The sequence below is a fragment of the Gordonia sp. JH63 genome (assembly GCF_009856645.1).
GTDB lineage: Bacteria > Actinomycetota > Actinomycetes > Mycobacteriales > Mycobacteriaceae > Gordonia > Gordonia hongkongensis.
Genome location: NZ_CP047235.1, coordinates 504,534 through 524,519, shown reverse-complemented (window position 1 = coordinate 524,519; position 19,986 = coordinate 504,534). Strand labels below are relative to the sequence as shown.

The 19,986-nt window shown below is 68.6% G+C and carries 18 protein-coding genes, 1 tRNA gene and 1 other RNA gene; 5 read left to right on the top strand and 15 right to left on the bottom strand.

Annotation, left to right across the window (positions count from 1 at the left end; genetic code table 11):
* The first annotated feature begins 9 nt into the window (after nucleotides 1–9).
* Both GR168_RS02295 and GR168_RS02290 read left to right on the top strand, forming a co-directional pair.
* The gene (locus GR168_RS02295) at nucleotides 10–1,311 is read left to right on the top strand and encodes a MurT ligase domain-containing protein (protein WP_065632082.1); all 1,302 of its coding nucleotides are present in this window, start codon (nucleotides 10–12) and stop codon (nucleotides 1,309–1,311) included.
* Complete coding sequence (locus GR168_RS02290) at nucleotides 1,308–2,030, top strand: type 1 glutamine amidotransferase (RefSeq protein WP_159369903.1); 723 nt, start codon at nucleotides 1,308–1,310, stop codon at nucleotides 2,028–2,030. The genes GR168_RS02295 and GR168_RS02290 overlap by 4 nt, the downstream gene beginning before the upstream one ends.
* A 145-nt stretch (nucleotides 2,031–2,175) precedes the next feature.
* Here GR168_RS02290 and GR168_RS02285 read toward each other — a convergent pair whose 3' ends face one another.
* The 8 genes from GR168_RS02285 to GR168_RS02250 all read right to left on the bottom strand — a co-directional run bounded on the left by GR168_RS02285 (nucleotide 2,176) and on the right by GR168_RS02250 (nucleotide 8,099).
* Nucleotides 2,176–2,913, bottom strand: coding sequence for a uracil-DNA glycosylase (locus GR168_RS02285; protein ID WP_159369902.1), 738 nt, complete (start codon nucleotides 2,911–2,913; stop codon nucleotides 2,176–2,178).
* 69 nt (nucleotides 2,914–2,982) lie between these two features.
* Nucleotides 2,983–3,543: a (d)CMP kinase gene (locus GR168_RS02280; protein WP_203235885.1), complete on the bottom strand. Its 561-nt coding sequence runs from the start codon at nucleotides 3,541–3,543 to the stop codon at nucleotides 2,983–2,985.
* Entirely contained in the window at nucleotides 3,540–5,171 is a 1,632-nt protein-coding gene (locus GR168_RS02275) for an alpha/beta hydrolase (protein ID WP_159369900.1), read from the bottom strand. Before GR168_RS02275 ends, GR168_RS02280 begins: the two co-directional genes overlap by 4 nt.
* A 44-nt stretch (nucleotides 5,172–5,215) precedes the next feature.
* Entirely contained in the window at nucleotides 5,216–5,827 is a 612-nt protein-coding gene (gene recR, locus GR168_RS02270) for a recombination mediator RecR (RefSeq protein WP_058251045.1), read from the bottom strand.
* 68 nt (nucleotides 5,828–5,895) lie between these two features.
* Nucleotides 5,896–6,267, bottom strand: a complete 372-nt coding sequence (locus GR168_RS02265) for a YbaB/EbfC family nucleoid-associated protein (protein WP_033204544.1) — start codon at nucleotides 6,265–6,267, stop codon at nucleotides 5,896–5,898.
* Between the two features lie 22 nt (nucleotides 6,268–6,289).
* Nucleotides 6,290–6,619: a hypothetical protein gene (locus GR168_RS02260; RefSeq protein WP_058251043.1), complete on the bottom strand. Its 330-nt coding sequence runs from the start codon at nucleotides 6,617–6,619 to the stop codon at nucleotides 6,290–6,292.
* A 24-nt stretch (nucleotides 6,620–6,643) separates the two neighbouring features.
* On the bottom strand, nucleotides 6,644–7,537 hold the full coding sequence (locus GR168_RS02255) for a pseudouridine synthase (RefSeq protein WP_203235920.1): 894 nt from the start codon (nucleotides 7,535–7,537) through the stop codon (nucleotides 6,644–6,646).
* Between the two features lie 124 nt (nucleotides 7,538–7,661).
* Nucleotides 7,662–8,099: an SRPBCC family protein gene (locus tag GR168_RS02250; RefSeq protein WP_058251042.1), complete on the bottom strand. Its 438-nt coding sequence runs from the start codon at nucleotides 8,097–8,099 to the stop codon at nucleotides 7,662–7,664.
* An 82-nt stretch (nucleotides 8,100–8,181) separates the two neighbouring features.
* On the opposite strand from GR168_RS02250, the gene GR168_RS02245 reads away from it, so the two are divergent.
* Both GR168_RS02245 and GR168_RS02240 read left to right on the top strand, forming a co-directional pair.
* Nucleotides 8,182–9,564: an FAD-binding oxidoreductase gene (locus GR168_RS02245; RefSeq protein ID WP_159371793.1), complete on the top strand. Its 1,383-nt coding sequence runs from the start codon at nucleotides 8,182–8,184 to the stop codon at nucleotides 9,562–9,564.
* The gene (locus GR168_RS02240; RefSeq protein ID WP_159369899.1) at nucleotides 9,561–10,883 is read left to right on the top strand and encodes a class I SAM-dependent methyltransferase; all 1,323 of its coding nucleotides are present in this window, start codon (nucleotides 9,561–9,563) and stop codon (nucleotides 10,881–10,883) included. The genes GR168_RS02245 and GR168_RS02240 overlap by 4 nt, the downstream gene beginning before the upstream one ends.
* 107 nt (nucleotides 10,884–10,990) lie before the next feature.
* Here GR168_RS02240 and GR168_RS02235 read toward each other — a convergent pair whose 3' ends face one another.
* The 5 genes from GR168_RS02235 to GR168_RS02215 all read right to left on the bottom strand — a co-directional run bounded on the left by GR168_RS02235 (nucleotide 10,991) and on the right by GR168_RS02215 (nucleotide 16,785).
* On the bottom strand, nucleotides 10,991–13,468 hold the full coding sequence (locus tag GR168_RS02235) for a DNA polymerase III subunit gamma and tau (RefSeq protein WP_068972272.1): 2,478 nt from the start codon (nucleotides 13,466–13,468) through the stop codon (nucleotides 10,991–10,993).
* 43 nt (nucleotides 13,469–13,511) lie between these two features.
* Complete coding sequence (locus GR168_RS02230; RefSeq protein ID WP_159369898.1) at nucleotides 13,512–15,020, bottom strand: glycosyltransferase 87 family protein; 1,509 nt, start codon at nucleotides 15,018–15,020, stop codon at nucleotides 13,512–13,514.
* Between the two features lie 88 nt (nucleotides 15,021–15,108).
* Nucleotides 15,109–16,383, bottom strand: a complete 1,275-nt coding sequence (locus GR168_RS02225; protein ID WP_159369897.1) for an aminotransferase class I/II-fold pyridoxal phosphate-dependent enzyme — start codon at nucleotides 16,381–16,383, stop codon at nucleotides 15,109–15,111.
* 71 nt (nucleotides 16,384–16,454) lie between these two features.
* Nucleotides 16,455–16,549: signal recognition particle sRNA small type (ffs, locus tag GR168_RS02220), an RNA gene on the bottom strand.
* 147 nt (nucleotides 16,550–16,696) lie between these two features.
* Nucleotides 16,697–16,785: transfer RNA gene (locus tag GR168_RS02215), tRNA-Ser, on the bottom strand.
* A gap of 78 nt (nucleotides 16,786–16,863) precedes the next feature.
* Here GR168_RS02215 and GR168_RS02210 point away from each other — a divergent pair.
* Nucleotides 16,864–17,712 carry an NmrA/HSCARG family protein gene (locus GR168_RS02210; protein WP_078111806.1) on the top strand — a complete coding sequence of 283 codons (849 nt, stop codon included), beginning with the start codon at nucleotides 16,864–16,866 and terminating at the stop codon, nucleotides 17,710–17,712.
* 19 nt (nucleotides 17,713–17,731) lie between these two features.
* On the opposite strand, the gene GR168_RS02205 is transcribed toward GR168_RS02210, so the two are convergent.
* Nucleotides 17,732–18,832, bottom strand: coding sequence for a DNA primase small subunit domain-containing protein (locus tag GR168_RS02205; RefSeq protein WP_159369896.1), 1,101 nt, complete (start codon nucleotides 18,830–18,832; stop codon nucleotides 17,732–17,734).
* Between the two features lie 2 nt (nucleotides 18,833–18,834).
* On the bottom strand, nucleotides 18,835–19,887 hold the full coding sequence (locus tag GR168_RS02200) for an ATP-dependent DNA ligase (protein ID WP_159371792.1): 1,053 nt from the start codon (nucleotides 19,885–19,887) through the stop codon (nucleotides 18,835–18,837).
* Between the last annotated feature and the right edge of the window lie 99 nt (nucleotides 19,888–19,986).

Genomic DNA, 19,986 nt, shown 5'->3' with positions numbered 1-19,986 from the left:
CTCGTGCGCATGCCCGACCGACTCTCTTCCGCCGGTTCCGCAACCCGCACGAACACCCGTGTTCCCGCCCGTACCGCCGTCGCCCTGGGCGCTGCGGCCGCGGCCCGGTGGGCGTCGCGCACCGCGGGACGAGGCAAGGGGTCGATGATCGGCGGTCTGGTCGCCGCGAAGATCGACCCCCAGATCATGGGTCGGCTCGCCGCGGGCAAACGCACCGCGATCGTCACCGGCACCAACGGAAAGTCGACGACCACACGGATGACCGCGGCCGCGATGGCCGAACTCGGCGAGGTCGCCACCCAGGCCGACGGCGCCAACATGGACGCCGGCATCATCGCGACGCTGACCCTGAGCCGCACGGCGCCGTTCTGCGCGCTCGAGGTCGACGAACTGCACGTCCCGCACGTCAGCGACGCCGTCGACCCCGAGGTCCTCGTGATGCTCAACCTCTCCCGGGATCAGCTCGACCGAGTTGGGGAGATCAACATGATCGAGCGTCGGCTGCGTGAAGGCATCGCACGTCATCCCGAGACCACGGTGATCGCCAACTGCGACGACGTCCTGGTGACGTCGGCCGCCTTCGACGCCCCGGACGTGGTCTGGGTCGCGGCCGGCGCGAGCTGGGTCGGCGATTCCGTCAGCTGCCCCCGTACCGGCGAGCCGATCGTCCGTTCCGAGGAGGGGTGGCGGTCGACCGGCGACGACAACTTCCGCCGCCCCACCCCCGACTGGTGGTTCGACGACGAGAACATCTACGGCCCCGACGGTTTCAGCGCTCCCCTGGAGCTCGCGGTGCCGGGCAGGGCCAACCGCGGCAACGCGACGCAGGCGGTGGCCGCGGCCGTCGCGATGGGCGCCGACCCGCGCAACGCGGTGGCCGCCGTCGGCACCGTCGGCGAGGTCGCCGGCCGGTACGGCATCCACCAGGTCGGAAACCACTCGGTCCGAACACTTCTCGCGAAGAACCCGGCCGGGTGGCAAGAAGCGATGTCGATGATCGACCAGGACGCCGACGGGCTGGTGATCGCGGTCAACGGCCAGGTGCCCGACGGCGAGGACCTGTCCTGGTTGTGGGACGTGCGCTTTGAGGCGTTCGAGACCATGCAGGTCGTCGCGGCCGGCGAGCGCGCCGCCGACCTGTCGGTCCGGCTGCTCTACGCGGGCGCCGAACACACCACCATCCCGGATCCCATGGCCGCCATCGCATCCTGTCCGCCGGGACGCGTCGAGGTCCTGGCGAACTACACGGCGTTCCGCGATCTCGGCACCGCCCTGGAACGCGCAGCACGATCGCGGAAGGCAGAGCAGTGAGCGAATCGACCCTGCGGATCGGCCTCGTCCTGCCCGACGTCATGGGTACCTACGGGGACGGTGGGAACGCCCTCGTCCTGAAGCGCCGTGCACTGATGCGTGGCATCGACGCCGAGGTCATCCACATCACCCTCGACGATCCGGTCCCCGACTCGCTCGACGTCTACACCCTCGGTGGCGCCGAGGATTACGCGCAGCGGCTCGCCACCCGGCACCTCACGCGCTACCCGGGTCTGCAGCAGGCGGCGGCGGCCGGACGGCCGGTGCTGGCCATCTGCGCCGCCATCCAGGTGCTCGGCCACTGGTACGAGACATCGGCGGGCGAACGTGTCGACGGCATCTCCCTGTTCGATCTCACGACGGCGCCCCAGGCGGAGCGGAGTATCGGCGAATTGCTCATCGATCCGACTCTGCCAGGGCTGTCCCAGCCCCTCACCGGTTTCGAGAACCACCGCGGCGGAACAACTCTCGGGTCCGACGCGGCCCCACTGGGCCGGGTACGGCACGGCGTCGGCAACGGTGTGGGCGACGGCACCGAGGGCGTCGTCCAGGGCAGTGTCATCGGCACGTACATGCACGGTCCGGCACTGGCCCGCAACCCCGAACTCGCCGACCACCTCCTGGCCACCGCGCTCGGCGTCGAATCCCTTGCCCCGCTTGACCTCCCCGAGGTCGATCGGCTCCGCCGGGAACGCCTCGCCGCCGGACGGCGTCGGTAACGAACCCTCTGCTCCCTGAGGCGCGAGGAGCGCAAGCCGCCGGGACGGGCAAGCGACGAAGGAGCGCGTCGAGGTCGACGAGCCTCGACGGGCCTGGTGACGTGCCACGCCAGCCAGCCCCTTCGTGGCTCGCTTCGCTCGCACCTCAGGGAGCAGGGCGGTGGCCCCTCTCGATCCCCGCCGACCGTGCCGCGGCGGTGAGCACGTCGACGACCATCTCGACCGTCAGCCGTCCGGTGAAGGTGTTCTGCTGGCTCACGTGGTAGCAGCCGAAGACCTCGAGTTCGGTACCGTCGCGGACGAGGGTCGTGGAGACACCGTGGCCGAATTTCGGCATCGGCTTCGGCACCGTCCAGCCGAGTTTCGCGAAGGTGCGAAGCGTTGACTGCCAACCGAATCCGCCCAGCGTGACCACCGAGCGGACCGTCGGCGCGAGCAGTTCCAGTTCGGCGTGCAACCAGTACGAACAGGTGTCGCGTTCGGCGACCGTCGGCTTGTTCTGCGGTGGGGCGCAGTGCACGGGCGCGGTGATCCGTGTGTCGAAGAGTTCCAGCCCGTCGCCGATCGCGACCGAATGCGGCTGGCTCGCAAGGCCGGCGAGGTACAGCGCCGAGAACAGGACATCGCCGCTGCGGTCACCCGTGAACATGCGCCCGGTCCGATTCCCACCGTGCGCCGCGGGGGCGAGGCCGACGATCAGCAGTCGCGCATCCGCCGGACCGATACCGGCCACCGGCCTCCCCCAGTACTTTTCGTCGGCGTACGCGCGTCGCTTCTCCTGCGCGACCAACTCCCGCCATTCGACGAGGCGCGGGCATGCACGGCACTCGATCAGCTGCGCGTCGAGCTCCGCCAGATCACAAAAGCGTCGTCGGGTGGCCATCCCTCGACACTAACCGCGGCGTCCGCTCGGCATCCCGGCCGGCCGACGGGACCGTCAGTCCGAGACCGCTCAGTCCAGTACGACGCACCGTTCTCGCGTGCGATCCACGCCGAACCAGCCGCGCTCGAACTCCTGCCACGCCTGAAGATGACCTCGCGCGTCCTCGCCGTCGCGGGCGACCGTCCGCTCGAGCCGTTCGCCCGGGGTCCCGCCGTCGAGCCACAGCGCGTGGGACAGGCGGTCGGCGATCCGGCGCCGCGCCGAGGACACCCCTTCGATGATCAGCAGCGGCTGCCACTCGATCCACACGCGGGGCCCGGGGGCCGGGACGCCGTCCTGCCACACGCGGGGCCGGTACCGGTAGTCGCGTCGTCGGGTGAAGGGGTGCAGCACATCGGTTTCCAGCTCCGGCCACCACGCAACCGGATCGTCCCACGTCGCGAAGTCGTCGGTGCGGACCAGGGTCACCCCGACTCCCCGAGCGCGCAGGTCCGCGACCAGGAGATCGGCGATCGTCGACTTGCCCGCTCCGGACGGTCCGTCGATCGCGACGATCCCGGCGTCGAGGCGAGCGGCCAGTTCGGTCACACGGGCGCGGGTCTGCGGGCTCACCAGATCAGGATGGGTCACCGACCGGCCGCCCCGGACGCGAACGCCGAGGGCAACCGGGTGAGCGGAGCCGTGATCGGGGCTTCGGGGACGCGCTGCACCGAGGTCCGGCCGGTGCGGAAGTACTCGACGATGGCGTCGTCGAGTGGCTTGTTGGCGCGACCGAGCTGCGCGTGGTCGCCACCACCGACCGTGATGAGGTGGCTGCGCATGAGTTCACGCATCTTCAGCGACCCGCGATACGGGGTCTGCGGGTCGCCGACGCTCTGGATCTGCAGGGGCGCCACCGCCAGCCCGCGGTTGCGGATCTCGACCGGCCGCGCGAGCGCCGGCGCTCCGGCACACGCGAGGCCGGACTCGTAGGCGAGACCTGGCGCTTCGAAAGGATCCCCGGTCACGTAGTTCGCTACGAACGCCTGGAAGCCGAGCGACGGTTGGGCGGGGACCTGGTTCTCGTTGCACAGCACCGCGGCCTGCATGTCCTGCGAGACCTGGGCGGCCTCGATCGCGGCGGGGCCCGGGGTGGGCAGCTTCCGGCCGGGGTTCGCGGTCATCAGCGCCACTGTCGGCCAGGAGTTGCGATCAGGCGCGAGCGCGCGGGTGAGCACCAGTAGCTGCGACGTCAGCTGGAGCGACCCGGGCCGGAGCAAGGTGAACACCAGGTTCTCGAACCTGGCACGCGCGTCGGCGGTCAGATCGGTTCCCGCGATGTACTGCTGCGCGACCGCCCGCAGGCCTGGCGGCACGTCCCCGACCTGCGCGGGAGGTGCCAGCAGCGATGGCGGCACACCGGCCTCGGCACTGACCCGGTCGCTCCACTTCCGGTACACGGCGAGTGGCGTCGTGCCGAGATGGTAGATCCGGTCGTGGCGCGCGATCCACGCCATCATCTCGTGCACCCGCGCCTTGTAGCCGGGTGTCTGCACGGAGAGAAGGCTGTTCCACACCACGCTCGGGTCGAAACCGGAGTCGAGGACCATCCGGTCGACGCGCTGCGGGAACAGTGTCGCGTACGTCGACATCAGCAGGGTGCCGTACGAGATGCCGTAGAGGCTGACCTTCGGTTCGCCGAGCAGCCGCCGGACGACCTCCATGTCACGGGCGGTGTTCTCGGTGGTGAGCGTCGCCCCGAGGCCCGGCGTACGCGCCTCGCAGCGATCGCGATTCAGCTTGCCCAGCGCCGTCATCAGTTCGGGCTCGTCGCCGGTGATCGGATCGCAGCGCAGCGGTGTGCCCGACACCAGACCACGCGGCTGCACGGCCACCAGATCCCATTCGTCGAGCATGGCCGCCGGCGGGCGCAGCTGACTGAACATCGCGATGCCGTCGCCGCCCGGGCCGCCCGGGTTGCCCATCACGACACCGCGACGCCGGGATTGGTCGCGCGCCTGCATACGGCTCACGCCGATCTCGATGGTCTCGCCGTTCGGCTCGGTGTGGTCGAGCGGAACTTCGACCGTCGCGCACCGGACCGTCGCCGGTACGCCGTGCACCGCGGGGCATGCCTGCCAATCGAGCGCCGGCGCAGCGGATGCTTCGGGCGGCTGCACACCTTGTACGGCACCCACCAGGCCGCCCGCGACCACCACCGTCAGGCCTGCTGCAACACCCCGGACACGACGACGCCACCCACTACGCGAGATCACCACATGACCCTAGCCGTCCGGTTTGCCGGGTACGACGGCCACCGACCTCACGCCAGGATGCGACGACCCGACAGTGCACGACCCAAGGTGAGTTCGTCGGCGAACTCGAGGTCGCCGCCCATCGGCAGCCCCGACGCGAGCCGGGTGACCGACAGGCCGGGAAAGTCCTTCAGCATGCGCTGGAGGTAGGTCGCGGTCGCCTCGCCCTCGGTGTTCGGGTCGGTCGCGACAATCACCTCGGAGACGTCGACGCCGTCTTCCTGATTGGCCAGCCGACGCAGCAGTTCACGGATACGCAACTGGTCCGGGCCTATCCCGGACAACGGGTCGAGAGCACCACCGAGTACGTGGTAGCGCCCGGTGAACTCCTTGGTCCGTTCGATCGCGTGCACGTCTTTCGGCTCCTCGACGACACAGATCTTGCTGGCGTCGCGGCGGGCGTCCGAACAGATCCGGCACAGCCGATTGGCCGAGACGTTCCCGCACTCCGCGCAGAAGACGACGTCGTCGCGGACCCGTCCCAGCGCGGCGACGAGGCGATCGATGTCGGACTTCTCCCCGGCCAGCAGGTGGAACGCGATGCGCTGGGCGCCCTTCGGACCGAGGCCCGGCTGTTTGGCCAGCTCGTCGATCAGGTCCTGGATCGGTCCCTCATACATGCTGATCTGCGTCCACGGTGTCCGGGATTCCTACTCGTCGTTCGGCGTCGTACGCGGGGTGGGCGTACTCAGCCGCCCAATCCGGGGAGGCCGCCGCCGAGACCACCGGCGAGCGGGCCCATCTTCTCGCTGGCGAGCTGTTCGCGCTTCTCCGACAGGTCGGCCAACGCACCGAGCAACAGGTCCTGCAGGGTCTCCACGTCGTCAGGATCGACGACCTTAGGGTCGATCGACACGGCGGTCACCTCACCGGTGCCGTTGCCGGTCACGGTGACGAGCCCGTTGCCCGCACTGCCGACCACCTCCGCCGCCGCGATCTCGTTCTGCGCCGACAGGAGCTTCTCCTGCATCTGCTGCGCCTGGGCCAGCAGTCCGGCCATCGGGTTCTCCCCGCCCTGACCGCCGCCGAACAACGCGCTGGGATCGAATGGTTGCGTCACCCGGCCCAGGGTAGTCGCAGCGTCAGCGCAGCAACCGATCGACATGCGCGGCGATGTCGTCGACGGTCGACTCCTCGACGGCGGCCACCTCGAAGGACAGGACCTCGTCGCCGAACAGCCGACCGGCGCGCGCGGTGAGCGCGAACTCGAATCGGTCGTCGATGCGACGCCACTGCGTGATCCCGCCGTAGACGGGCGCACTGGCTCCCGTGGTGACGCAGTATTCGTCGGCGCGCGGCCCGCCGACCAGATCGCGCTGGATCTGGAAACAGGCCAGCGACTCGTCGTCGATGAAGACCACGGCCTCGCAGCCCAGGTCGGGATGCCGTTCGTAGGACGCGCGGATGGTCATGGCGCCAGGGTAGATCGTGGACCCCTACCCCGATACCGGTCGCCGACTCTCGAAGCGGCGCTCCTCGCCGGTCAGCGGGTCGGTGAACTCCAGCGCCCGGGCCACCAGCCGCAGCGGACGGGTGAAGTCCCCGTGATCGGGAAGAGCGGCGAGCCCCGGCCGCACATCGGGGTAGAGCGGGTCGTCGACGATGGGCACCCCGAGCGACGCCATGTGCAACCGGAGCTGATGAGTGCGGCCGGTGTGCGGCACCAGTCGGTAGACGCCGAGGCCGCCGAGGACCTCGGTCAGCGTGATGTCGCTGACGGCGTTGACCGGCCCGTCCACCACGAGGGCGCGCAGGTCGCCCGCCGTCTTCTCGATCCGGTCCCGCACGGTCACGGTCGACGCCAGCGCCTCGTCGGCCGGGGCGAGCGCGAGGTACTCCTTGCGGGCGGTCCGGGACGCGAACAGATCCTGGTAGGCCGCGCGCACCTCGGGCCGCAGCGTGAACAGCAGCACCCCGGCGGTGAGGCGGTCCAGACGGTGCGCCGGCGAGACGGTGTCGGAGCCCAGTTCTCGACGCAGCCGCACCAGCGCGGTCTCGGTCACGTGACGGCCCCGCGGCATCGTGGCGAGGAAGTGCGGTTTGTCCACCACGACGATGTTCTCGTCACGGTGGATCACCGGCAGGTCGAACGGTACCGCGATCTCGTCGTCGAGGTCGCGGTAGAGGTACAGCGAGACATTGCGGCTCGACGGCGCGGCCAGATCCGCGGGTCGGCCGTCGGCATCGACGATCTCGCCCGCGGCGGCGCGTCGACCCAGATCGTCGGCGGTCAGCCCCGCCAGCACGGGCGCGGCCAGCAGCGCCTGACCGACGGTCAGCTCCGGCCCCGAACGCAACACCACGCGCGTGGCGTCGACGCCGTCGCGCATGGGCAAGGGCGACGGCCTTGCCCGGCCACGGCGGCGCCGGACGGGATCGGTCGATCCCGCGCCGGTCATCGCACGCTGTCGGGTGAGCAGGTCATCGAGCGCCGCGGTCGGAGATGCCGAGCCGTCAGCTCTCGAGGCGCTTCTTCAGGTTGCCGAGGACCTCGGCCTGAATCCGGTTGAGACCCTTCGGCGCAAATGTCTTCTCGAAGAACCCACCGATGCCGCCGGCCCCCTGCCACGTGGTAGTGGTCGTGACGCGCGAACCGCTGCCCGATGCCGCGACGGAGTAGGTGGTCACCATCGTCGAGTTGGCGTCGCGCTCGGTGACGGTGTCCGGGGTGACGCTGACGGTCGCCTGCACGTCGCGCTGCCGCTTCGACGTCGCCTGCAGAATCCAGTGCACGACGGTGCCGTCGCCCTTGCCGCCGCTGATCACCTTGTAGTCGCGGTACTGCTCCGGGAGGATGGCCGGCCGCACGACCTCATAGTCGGCGAGAGCTCCGACCACGGCGTCCGGGGCGGCGGCGATGTCGAGCGACTGCGATGCGGAAACCTGACCCACGATTGGACACTCCTCAGTTACGAAACGATTGGCGGGCGAACTGATCAAGTCCTAGGCTAACCGGGTGACCAACGGGCTCGAGATGGGGGGAGCGGCATTCGACCAGGGGGTTGCCGACCTCCTGGCCAGCTATCGTGCCATCCCGCCGCAGGCAACCGTGCGTCTTGCGAAGAAGACGTCCAACCTCTTTCGTAAGCGCGCCGCCAATCCGCATCCGGGACTGGACGTCTCCGGACTCGATCGGGTCATCTCGGTGAATCCCGAGGCGCGCACCGCCGACGTCGCCGGCATGTGCACCTACGAGAACCTCGTCGCGGCCACTCTGCCGTACGGTCTCGCACCGCTGGTCGTCCCACAGCTCAAGACGATCACCCTCGGCGGCGCGGTCACCGGACTCGGCATCGAGAGCACGTCCTTCCGCTCCGGACTGCCCCATGAGTCTGTTCTCGAGATCGACATCCTCACCGGCGACGGCGAGATCCTGACCGCGACGCCGACCAACGAACACGCCGACCTCTTCTTCGGTTTCCCTAATTCCTATGGCACGCTCGGCTATTCGGTGCGGTTACGCATCGAACTGGAGCCGGTGAAGCCGTATGTCGCGCTGCGCCATATTCGGTTCACGAGCATCGTCGACCTCCAGTCGGCGATGGACACGATCGTCACCACGAAGTCGCACGAGGGCGAACCGGTCGACTACCTCGACGGAGTCGTGTTCTCCGCCAACGAGTCCTATCTGACGCTGGGCCGGCAGACCGACGAGGACGGACCGGTCAGCGATTACACCGGGATGGACATCTTCTATCGGTCCATCCAACAGAAGACGACCGACCGGTTGACGATCCACGATTATCTCTGGCGCTGGGACACCGACTGGTTCTGGTGCTCGCGCGCCTTCGGCGCACAGAACCCGCGAATCCGGCGCTGGTGGCCGAAGCGGTACCTCCGCAGCAGTTTCTACTGGCAGCTGATCGGGCTCGACCAGCGGTTCGACATCGGCGACCGGCTGAACGCCCGCAAGGGACTACCGGCGGGTGAACGCGTCGTGCAGGACATCGAGGTTCCCATTGACCGGACCGCCGACTACGTCGAGTGGTTCCTCTCCGAGATTCCCATCGAACCGATCTGGCTGTGCCCCCTCCGGCTTCGCGAGCCCGCCCTCCCCGGCGCCGATCCGGTACGCCCCTGGCCGCTGTATCCCCTTGCCCCGCAACGCACGTACGTCAACGTCGGCTTCTGGTCGGCCGTGCCGGTCACCCCGGGCGATCCCGGGCACACCAACAAGATCATCGAACGCAAGGTCGCCGAACTCGACGGCCACAAGTCGCTGTATTCAGAGAGTTTCTACACGCCGGAGGAGTTCGACGAACTCTACGGCGGAGAGAGTTATCGGCTCCTCAAGAAGCGGTACGACCCGCGGGGTCGTCTGCTGGACCTCTACTCGAAAGCGGTGAAACGCCAATGACCACGTTCAAGGAGAGTTCGGCGTCGAGTGTGGACTCGCACGCCGGCAAGATGACCCTCGCCGAGATCTTCGAAACACTCCTCGGCGGAAACCTGTCGATCCGGATCACCGCCTACGACGGCAGCAGCGCCGGACCCGTCGACGCCCAGTACGGCCTCGATCTGAAGACCCCGCGCGGTACGACGTATCTGGTGACCGCACCCGGCGATCTCGGACTCGCGCGCGCCTACATCGCAGGCGATCTCGAACTCATCGGCGCGCACCCCGGTGATCCGTACCCCGCGCTGAAGGCACTGGCCAGCAACCTGCAGTTCCACCGCCCCTCCCCCCTGTCGCTCGCCCACATCGCGCGGTCGCTGGGCATCGATCACTTCAAGCCGATCGCACCGCCGCCGCAGGAGGCCGTGCCGCGCTGGCGTCGATTTGCGGAAGGACTGCGGCACAGCAAGTCTCGTGATGCCGAGGTCATCCACTACCACTACGACGTCTCGAACACGTTCTACGAGTGGGTGCTCGGACCGTCGATGACGTACACCTGCGCCGTCTACCCGGAACGCGACGCATCGCTGGAAGCCGCGCAGGAGAACAAGTACCGCCTCATCTTCGAGAAGCTCCGCCTCAAGCCCGGCGACCGCCTCCTCGACATCGGATGCGGCTGGGGCGGAATGGTCCGCTATGCCGCCCGACGCGGCGTCCACACGATCGGGGCGACGCTGTCCGCCGAGCAGGCACAGTGGGCCCAGAAGGCGATCGCCGACGAAGGGCTCGGCGAGTTCGCCGAGGTCCGGCACAGCGACTACCGCGACGTCACCGAAAGCGGATTCGACGCCGTGTCGTCCATCGGGCTCACCGAGCACATCGGTGTCCACAATTACCCGTCCTACTTCGGGTTCATGCGCGACAAGCTCCGTCCCGGCGGCATGCTGCTGAACCACTGCATCACGCGCCCCGACAACGCGAGCCGCAGCAAGGCGGGATCGTTCATCGACCGCTACGTCTTCCCCGACGGCGAGCTCACCGGCTCCGGCAAGATCATCTCCAAGCTGCAGGACATCGGCGGCATGGAGGTCATCCACGAGGAGAACTTCCGCGAGCACTACGCGATGACGCTGCGCGACTGGAACATCAACCTCGTCGAGCACTGGGACGAAGCGGTGGCCGAGGTCGGCGAGGGCACCGCGCGGCTGTGGGGCCTCTACATGGCCGGTTGCCGAATCGGGTTCGACCGCAACATCATCCAGCTCCACCACGTGCTCGCCACCAAACTGGACGAGGACGGTGGCCACCAGGTGCCACTCCGGCCGTGGTGGGACGCCTGAGCCCGACCCGCCTCTGAAGACCGCCCTCAGAAATCGGACACGCGGCGTATCGTCGTCGAACCTGTTGCGCGGGGCGGTTTTCAGACAAAGCTTCCGAGCGCACCCGGTCACTCGAGCGGCCGTGCCCCCAGCTCCGATTTGAGCAGCTCCAGCGCCACCTGGTCGGGGTCGAGCCGCTGCTCGGGGCTGCCGGTGCGTGCATCGGCCACCATCTCCGCACGTTCGTCGTGCGGGATGTCCTCGTCGGCACGTGGCGGCTCGGGCTCCTCCGGTTCGGCGACCGGCTCCGGTGCGGGCGCCGGCGTCGCCGACTGGTCACGCGCGCGACTCGGACGCGAGTACGACTGCCGCGCCTTGGCAGCTTGCTTCGACGGCGGCGCGGTCGACGTGGCGGAGGGTGCGGCGGCGCCCGGCGCCTGGTGCACGGTACGCACGTCGAGTTCGGTGCCGAAGACCTCGGTGAGCGCCTCGCGGATGATCGTCACGGCGTGCGGCGCGGACAACCGCCCGACCAGCACCTCGACCGGATGCGAGAGCACGACGGTCGTCCCGTCGACGTCGGCGATGACCGCCGCCGACAGCATCGGCTCGAGACTCTTCGACCGTTCCCGCACCGCGGCCCGGATGTCCTGATACCGCTTGCGAACCGAGTCGGCGTCGAGCCCGGCGGTCGCCTCGGGCTCGGGCTCCGGTTCGGGCACCGGCTCGGGCTCGGGCCGACGGGCACGGACCGGCATCGCGTCGGGTGGCGGGACGTCGTCCTCGTCGACGGGCTCATCGGGCAGCGGGATGTCGTCGTACGCCGCGGTCGACGCCGGTTCGGCAATCGGTTCCGGTTCGGGCGAGGGCGCGTCCCGATGGCGCGACGGCGGTTCGGGCGCGGACGGGGTCCGGTCGGACCGTGCCGGCGGCTGAGTCGGCGGCGTCGGCGGGGCGGGCACCTCGATCAGGGACGCCGTCTCGTCGTCCGATGAGGCGTCAGCGGCCGGCGCCGGTTCGACCTCTGCCGCCCCGGCACTCGGTTGGTCGGCGATCAGCTCGTCGAACATCGACTCGTCGTCGGCGGGCTCCTCCGCGGGCAGCACGGCCTCGGCCTCGACCCCCGAACCCTTTGCGACGCCGGTCGAGTCGGGATCAACCGCCTCGGGCGCCGCACCTGCCGCGACCGCTTCAGCAACGACGGGTTCCGGCGCAGGAGTCTCCACCACCGTCTCCGGCGCAACCGGCTCAGACACCACCGGTTCCGGGACCACCGGTTTCGGCACCCGGCCGGTGTCGGGTTGCGCGGCGTCCGCCTCGACGGCTTCCGCGGCCGCGCGCTCGGACGCCTCGGCAGCCTTGGCCTCTTCCATCGCCTTGCGCTGCGAGGGTCGAACGAACTTCGGTTCCGGTTCCGGCTCAGCCGGTTTCGCGGGTACCGGGATCGACGTCGTGCCGATACCCGACTCGAGTCGTTCGAGTCGCTGCAGCAGAGCTGCGTCGTCGGCGGAGACCGCGGGCAGCAGCATCCGCGCGCACATCACCTCGAGCAGGAGTCGCGGCGACGTCGTGCCGCGCATCTCCCCGAGCGCGTTGTGCACGATCTCGGCGAACCTGGTCAGCGACGCGGGCCCGAGGGTCTCGATCTGGGCGCGCATGCGGGCGAGCTGGTCACCCGGCGCCTCGACGAGTCCGCGGTCCGCGGCGTCCGGAACAGCCTGCAGCAGAATCAGATCGCGCAGACGTTCCAGCAGGTCGACGGCGAACCGTCGAGGATCGTGCCCGGCGTCGACCACCTTCTCCACCGTGCCGAACAATGCCGAACCGTCGGCGTCGGCAAGAGCGTCGACCGCGGTGTCGATCAGCGCCACGTCGGTGACGCCGAGCAGCGCCAGCGCGCGTTCGTAGGCGACACCCTGGTCGTCGGCGCCGGCCAGCAGCTGATCGAGGATCGACAGCGAGTCACGAGGCGAACCGCCACCCGCCCGTATGACGAGCGGGTACACCTCGGACGCGACGGTCACGCCCTCGCGCTCACAGATCGTCTCCAGGAGACCGCGCATGACCGGCGGCGCGAGCAGCCGGAACGGGTAGTGGTGGGTGCGCGACCGGATGGTCGGCAGCACCTTCTCGGGTTCGGTGGTCGCGAACACGAAGATCAGATGCTCCGGCGGCTCCTCGACGATCTTCAGGAGCGCGTTGAATCCCGCGTTCGTCACCATGTGCGCCTCGTCGACGATGAACACGCGGTAGCGCGACTCGGCGGGCGCATAGAAGGCGCGGTCGCGCAGCTCGCGGGTGTCGTCGACACCGCCGTGACTCGCGGCGTCGAGCTCGATGACGTCGAGGTTGCCCGGGCCGCCCGGCGCGAGCGCCACACAGGAGACGCACGTTCCGCACGGTGTGGAGGTGGGGCCCTGCACACAGTTCAGCGAACGAGCCAGGATCCGCGCCGACGACGTCTTGCCACAACCGCGAGGACCGGAGAAGAGATACGCGTGATTGATGCGACCGGAATCCAGGGCACGGCTCAACGGATCGGTGACGTGCTCCTGCCCCACGACGTCGGCGAAGGTAGCCGGGCGATAGGTGCGATACAGAGCCACGCGTCGAGACTACCGGCGACCCGTGACAGTCGATGAGTGTGCCTCACACTGGTGCAGCGGGCCCCTGATCGGGTGTCTCTGTGACGGGTTCGCCATCGGTTCCGACCAGGTCATCGGCCATCCCGCGGGTGTCTTCCGAAGTACGCGGAGTATGCCCGGACGTGCCTCGCGAGTCGCGCGGCCCGGACTCCTCGCCACCCGTGTCCGGCCGTCGTGTGCCCTCACTGCCGGTGCTGCCCGCATCGCCGGTCGGCAGCCCGCCCTCGGCGATCACGGCAGCCGCGACGCCGGGCGGGATGATCGGGTCGGCGGGCGTCGGCGAGGAGTAGCCACGGCTGCCGACCATCCGCAGGCCGACGACCGTCGCGACGAGCACGCCGAGGTAGGCCCACAGATAAGGGCTGACCGTGAACCAGTTGAGCCACGTGATGCGGGTCTTGACGTACAGCCCCGTGTAGTAACCGTCCGGGATCAGCGCCGGTACATGCGTCGGCCACGAGAACGCGAGAAGCACCAGTGCCGCCACGCCCACGCCGGCCCACACCCGCGGCGACCGCGGCTGCCGGGTGTCGAGGACCAGGTGGATTCCGATGACCAGGATCGGGATGAACCACACCCAGTGGTGGCCCCACGACATCGGCGACACCACGCAGGCGGTCATCCCGACGATGCTGACGGCGAGGAGTTCCTGGCCCTTGCGGTGGGCGTACGTCGCCACCGCGAAGCCGACCGCCAGCCCTGCCAGCACCAGGACGAGCCAGAGCAGCGTCGGCGGATTGTCGGTGTCGAGGTGGTTGGCCAGCATGCCGCGCAGGGACTGATTACCGCGCAACTGAGCCGAACCGACCCGGTCGGACTCGAACAGTTTGCCCGTCCAGTACGACCACGAGTCCCCGGGCAAGGCGGCGAACCCGATGAGCATGGTGGTGGCGAAGCCGCCCACCACCCCGGCGAGGGCGCGCCAGTTCCGTTGCACGAGGAAGTAACCGGCGAAGATGAGGGGCGTCAGCTTGATCCCCGCGGCGACTCCGGTCCAGAACCCCTTGAGGCGTCCACCGTCCGGACGCGCCAGATCGGCCACGATCACGAGCATCAGGAAGACGTTGATCTGCCCGTACCAGATCGTCGTACGAACCGGCTCGAACAACATCGCCACCGCCACCAGCGACGCCGCGATCACGCGCAACGGCCAGGTCACCGGCCGGCCGAGGCTGCGGAAGCTCAGCATGATCACCAGATAGAGCGCCACGACGATGCCCGCCGACCACAACATGCGGGCGACGTCGAAGGACATCCAGGCCAGCGGACTGAACAGCAAGGCGGAGAACGGCGAGTAGGTGTAGTCCAGATCGCCGATCATCTTGACGTCGTAGAGACTGACCCCGTTGGCGACCGCCCGGGCACCCGCCTGGTACACCGAGAGATCGATCTGGTTGTGCAGCAAACCCCAGAATTGGGCGCCCAGGGGTACGACGACATCCTGGAGTGCCAGTGCGATGACCCCCACGACGGCGAAACCGGTTGCGAGAAGAACCGGCCTGGGCAGATTCACGATTTGAAAGCCTGTCACAAAGTGGCGCGCACGCCAGCGCACTCGCCGGAGAATGAGAGCAATCTAACGCCGGGATCGGCGTGTCGGGTCAGCTGGAGCGGGCGAGCAGGTTCTCCGCCGCGGCCAGCAGCACGCACGTGGACACCCCGTCCATCGCAGCCCGCAGGTCGTCGGTGTTCGGGAACGTCGGTGCGAGTCGGATGTTCTGATCGTGCGGATCGGTCTTGTACGGGAACGCCGATCCGGCGGCGGTGAGCGCGATACCGGCTTCTTTGGCCAGCTCGATGGTGCGTCGGGCCGCGCCGTCGACGACGTCGAGGCTGATGAAGTAGCCGCCCTCCGGCTCCGACCACGACGCCACCTTCGACTCCGTGAGCCGGTCCTCGAGGATGTCGAGCACGAGCTTGAACTTCGGGGCGAGGATCTCCCGGTGGCGGGCCATGTGGGCCCGTACACCGTCGGCGTCGCCGAAGAACTTGAGGTGACGCAGCTGATTGACCTTGTCGGGTCCGATGGTCTTCAGCGACAGGTACTTGCTGAACCAGGCCAGATTCTCCGGCGACGACCCGAAGAACGAGACGCCGGCGCCGGCGAAGGTGATCTTCGACGTCGAGCCGAGGACGTACACGCGGTTCGGGTGCCCGGCCTGCGCCGCCATCTCCAGGATCGGCAGCGGCGTCGGCGGGGTCTCCACCAGCGTGTGGACGACGTAGGCGTTGTCCCAGTAGATCCGGAAGTCCGGCGCCGCGGACATCTCGAGCAACCCGCGGGTGACCTCCTCGGAGAAGGTGACGCCGGTCGGGTTCGAGTAGGTGGGCACCGCCCACATGCCCTTGATGCTCGGGTCGGCGGCGACGAGTTCGGCGCACACCCGCACGTCGGGACCGTCGGGCAGCATCGGCACCGGGATCATCTCGATGCCGAAGCTCTCGGTGATCGCGAAGTGGCGGTCATAACCGGGCGACGGGCACAGGAACTTGATCGTCTGACGTCCCCACGGCTCGTCGGAGTCGGCGGTGCCGTGCAACAGCCCGAAGACCGTGAGGTCGTGCATGATCTCGAGGCTCGAGTTGCCGAGCGCGATGAGGTTGTCGGGGTCGACGGCGAGGAGTTCCCCGAAGATGCCGCGCAACTCGGGCAGTCCGTTGAGTCCGCCGTAGTTGCGGGTGTCGGTGCCCGCGCCGTCTCGGAACTCGTCACCGGGCAGCGACAGGAGACCGTTCGAGAGATCGAGCTGCTCGGGGGCCGGCTTGCCGCGGGTGAGGTCGAGCTTGAGACCCAGCGCGCGCAGCGCCTCGTATTGCTTGGTCAGTTCCGTCTGGGTGTTCCGGAGTTGGTCGGCACTCATCGAGTGAAAATTCAACGTTGGCCCTCTCGCGGCTCGACGCCGGTGCGGGTGGCCGACGCCCCTGACCTGAAACTTCGTATCGGGAAAATAGGGGACCCCGCGCACCCGAGAGAGCCCGTTGACCCTTGCTGCCTTCCGGCCCTGGGGGAGTTCACAGGATGCACGCCGCGCGGGATCCGTCGTCCAGTGTAGCGAGGGGTTCCGGCGGCCGGAGCCGGGGTCCTCGAACCGGTCCGCGCGGCTCGATCGCACTCGGCCGGCACGCTCGGGGATTCGACGAAGGTCCGCGGTGTCACCCGGAAAGACGGGTGTCACAGCGGACCTTCGGTGGCGGAGGATAGGGGATTCGAACCCCTGAGGGCTGTTAACCCAACCCGCGTTCCAGGCGAGCGCCATAGGCCACTAGGCGAATCCTCCAACGTCGAGATGATAGCCGCCGACGGCGCACTCACCCAAACCGTCCGGCCGTCGAGTGTGGCCGCTAGGGTCGACGACATGGCCGATTCCTCCCCTGTCGTTGTCGTCGGAGCCACCGGAGGGCAGGGCGGCGCCGTGCTCGACGCGCTGCTCGAGGCCGGTTTCCCGGTCCGCGCCGTCGTGCGGGACGCGGTGTCGAGCAAGGCGGCACGCCTGGCCGACCGAGGCGTCGAACTCGCCGTCGGCGACATCGTGAGCGGGTCGGGCCTCACCGAGGCGTTCACCGGGTCCGCGGGCGTGTTCGCGCTCACCACCCCGTTCGAATCCGGCGTCGAGGCCGAGATCGGTCAGGGTCGTGCGCTGATCGAAGCCGCCACGTCCGCGTCGATCCCCTACCTCGTGTTCTCCTCGGTGGCCTCGGCCGATCGTCAGACCGGCGTGCCGCATTTCGATTCCAAGTTCGAGGTCGAGCAGATGTTGGCAGCCACCGAGATCCCGCACACGATCGTCGGCCCGGCCTACTTCTTCGACAACCTGCTCGGCGGAGCCGACGCGCTCGCGGCGGGCGTGATGCCGATCGCGATGCCCGCGGACAAGCCGCTGCAACAACTCTCGCGGCGCGACCTCGGCCGACTCGTCGCCACCCTGTTCGCCGCGCCCGACGTCCACGTCGGCCAGCGCATCGACCTCGCGTCCGATCAGCCGACGCCCGAGGAGATGGCGCGCATCATCGGCGACGTTCTCGGCACCACCGTCACGGCGGAGTCCTACGATCCCGAACGTATCGAGTCCGAGGACATGCGGGCGATGTTCACGTTCCTCGGCGACCGCGGGTACGAGGTCGACATCCCGACGCTGCACCGCCGGTTCCCTGATGTGGGCTGGCAGAGTTTCGCGACCTGGGCGGCCGAGGCGCTGCGCCGCTGACCCATACGGAACCCAGGCATCAGCCGTCGGAGCGTCGGTTGCCCTGCTCATCCCAGTGCTCGGCGACCTTCTTGCTCGGCTGTACGCGCGGCGGCTCGCCCGGCATCTTGGGATAGCTGGGCGGATAAGGCATGTCGCCCAGGCCGTTTGCGTCGTCGGCCTGGACCATCTCCAGCAGTTTCTCGACGCCGCGCCGGTGGTCGGCGATGTCGGCCCATGGGTCGCCGCGATCTTCCAGGAGCTTCGGGACGGTCGCGATGGTGCAGTCGTCCGGATCGACGTCGGCGAGTTCGTCCCACGTCACCGGCGTCGACACCCGGGCGCGGGCGCTGCGTCGAACGGAGTACGGGGATGCCATCGTGCGGTCGCGGGCGTTCTGGTTGTAGTCGATGAAGATCCGTTCTCCGCGTTCTTCTTTCCACCACGATGTGGTGACCGCGTCCGGGTCGCGGCGTTCGAGCTCGCGGGCGATCGCGATGACGCAGCGTCGGGTCGCGATGAAGTCCCAGAGCGGCTCGATGGGCACGTACACGTGTACTCCCCGACCGCCCGAGGTCTTCACGAAACCGGTGAACCCGAGTTCGTCGAGCAGCGGCTTCAGTCCTTCGAGCGCGACCCGCCGCACATCCTCGAAGGTCGTGCCGGGTTGCGGATCGAGGTCGATGCGAAGCTGATCGGGATGGTCGTTGTCGGGATGCAGGGTCGGCCAGGTGTGGAAGGTGACGGTGCCCAGGTTCGCGCCCCACACGAGATCCGCGGGCACCGTGGGTCGGATCGCATCGCCGGTTCGCTTGGAGGGGAACACGATCGGGGTGGACCGCACATGCTCCGGCCGCTTCTTCGCGATGTGCTTCTGGTAGATCTCCTCGCCCTCGACGCCGTCGGGGAAGCGCTGCAGAAAGGTCGGGCGGTCGCGGGTGGCGCGCATCAGCGGTCCGTCGCCGCTGTCGTCGGCCCTGCCACGCGTGTCGCCGAGTGCTACGGTGCGGTAGTACCCGACGAGATCGCGCTTGCGGCCGCCGTTCTCGCCGAGTTCGGGGAAGTAGATCTTGTCCGGGTTGCTCATCCGGACGGCGACCCCGTCGACGTCGAGTTCCTCCGCGGGCGAACGAGATGCCATGGTCATTCTCCTTCGAGGACGTCGTGGAGATCGTAGGTCAGCGGGACGTCGAGCTGGTCGTAGCCGCAGCTTTCCGGTTCTCGATCGGGCCGCCAGCGAAGGAATTTCACCGTGTGCCGGAAGCGATGGTTTTCCATCTGGTCATATGCGAACTCCGCGACCAGCTCCGGACGGATCGGGATCCACTCCCCCGATTTCTCCGAACGCCACCGCGTGGGCTCGCCCGGCGACGCCCTCTCCGGGTCCAGCCGCATCGGCTCGAACATCTGCTGCAACTCGATCCGCTTGGCGTCGGAGAAGGCACCCGCCCCACCGACCATCCGCAATTCGCCGTCGTCGCCGTACAGTCCGAGCAGCATCGACCCGATCCCGGTGCCCGACTTGTGGATTCGATACCCGAAGATCACACAGTCCGCGGTCCGTTTGTGTTTGATCTTCAGCATCTCCCGCTTGTTCTCGACGTACACGCCGTCGAGTCGCTTGGCGACGACACCGTCTAGCCCGGCACCTTCGAAGGCGGAGAACCAGTCCTCGGCGACCGCGGGGTCGCTCGTCACCCGGCTGACATGCACGCGACGGTCCCGCCCGCCCGGACCGACGGCCCGCAGCAGCGCTTCCCGGCGCACCTCGAAGGGTTCGCCCATCACGCTCGTCGACTCCAGCGCCAGCGCGTCGAATCCGATGAAGATCGCCGGTGTCTTCTCCGCGAGCATGGTGACGCGCGATTCCGCCGGATGGATGCGCTGCGCGAGCGAATCCCAGTCGAGCCGATGCGTGTCGCCGATCAGCGCCGGCACCCCGATCTCACCGTCGAGGACCACCTTGTCGGGCAGTTCGTCCTTCACCGCCGCGACGATCTCGGGGAAGTACCGGGCCAGGTCCTTGCCGCCTCGCGATCCGATCGTCACCTCGTCGCCGTCGCGGAAGACCAACCCGCGGAAACCATCCCACTTGGGTTCATACGACCACGCCACCGAACCGTCGGGCTGCGGCGGCACGCTGGTCACCGCCTTGGCCAGCATCGGCGCAACAGGCGGCATGACCGGGAGATCCATGAAACTCATCGTTCCTCACTCGTCGACGGGACCGCAACGCCTACACGCCGCCGCATACCCGGCGTGTCGTCGTCCGGGCCGTTACAGGCAGACCGGCCG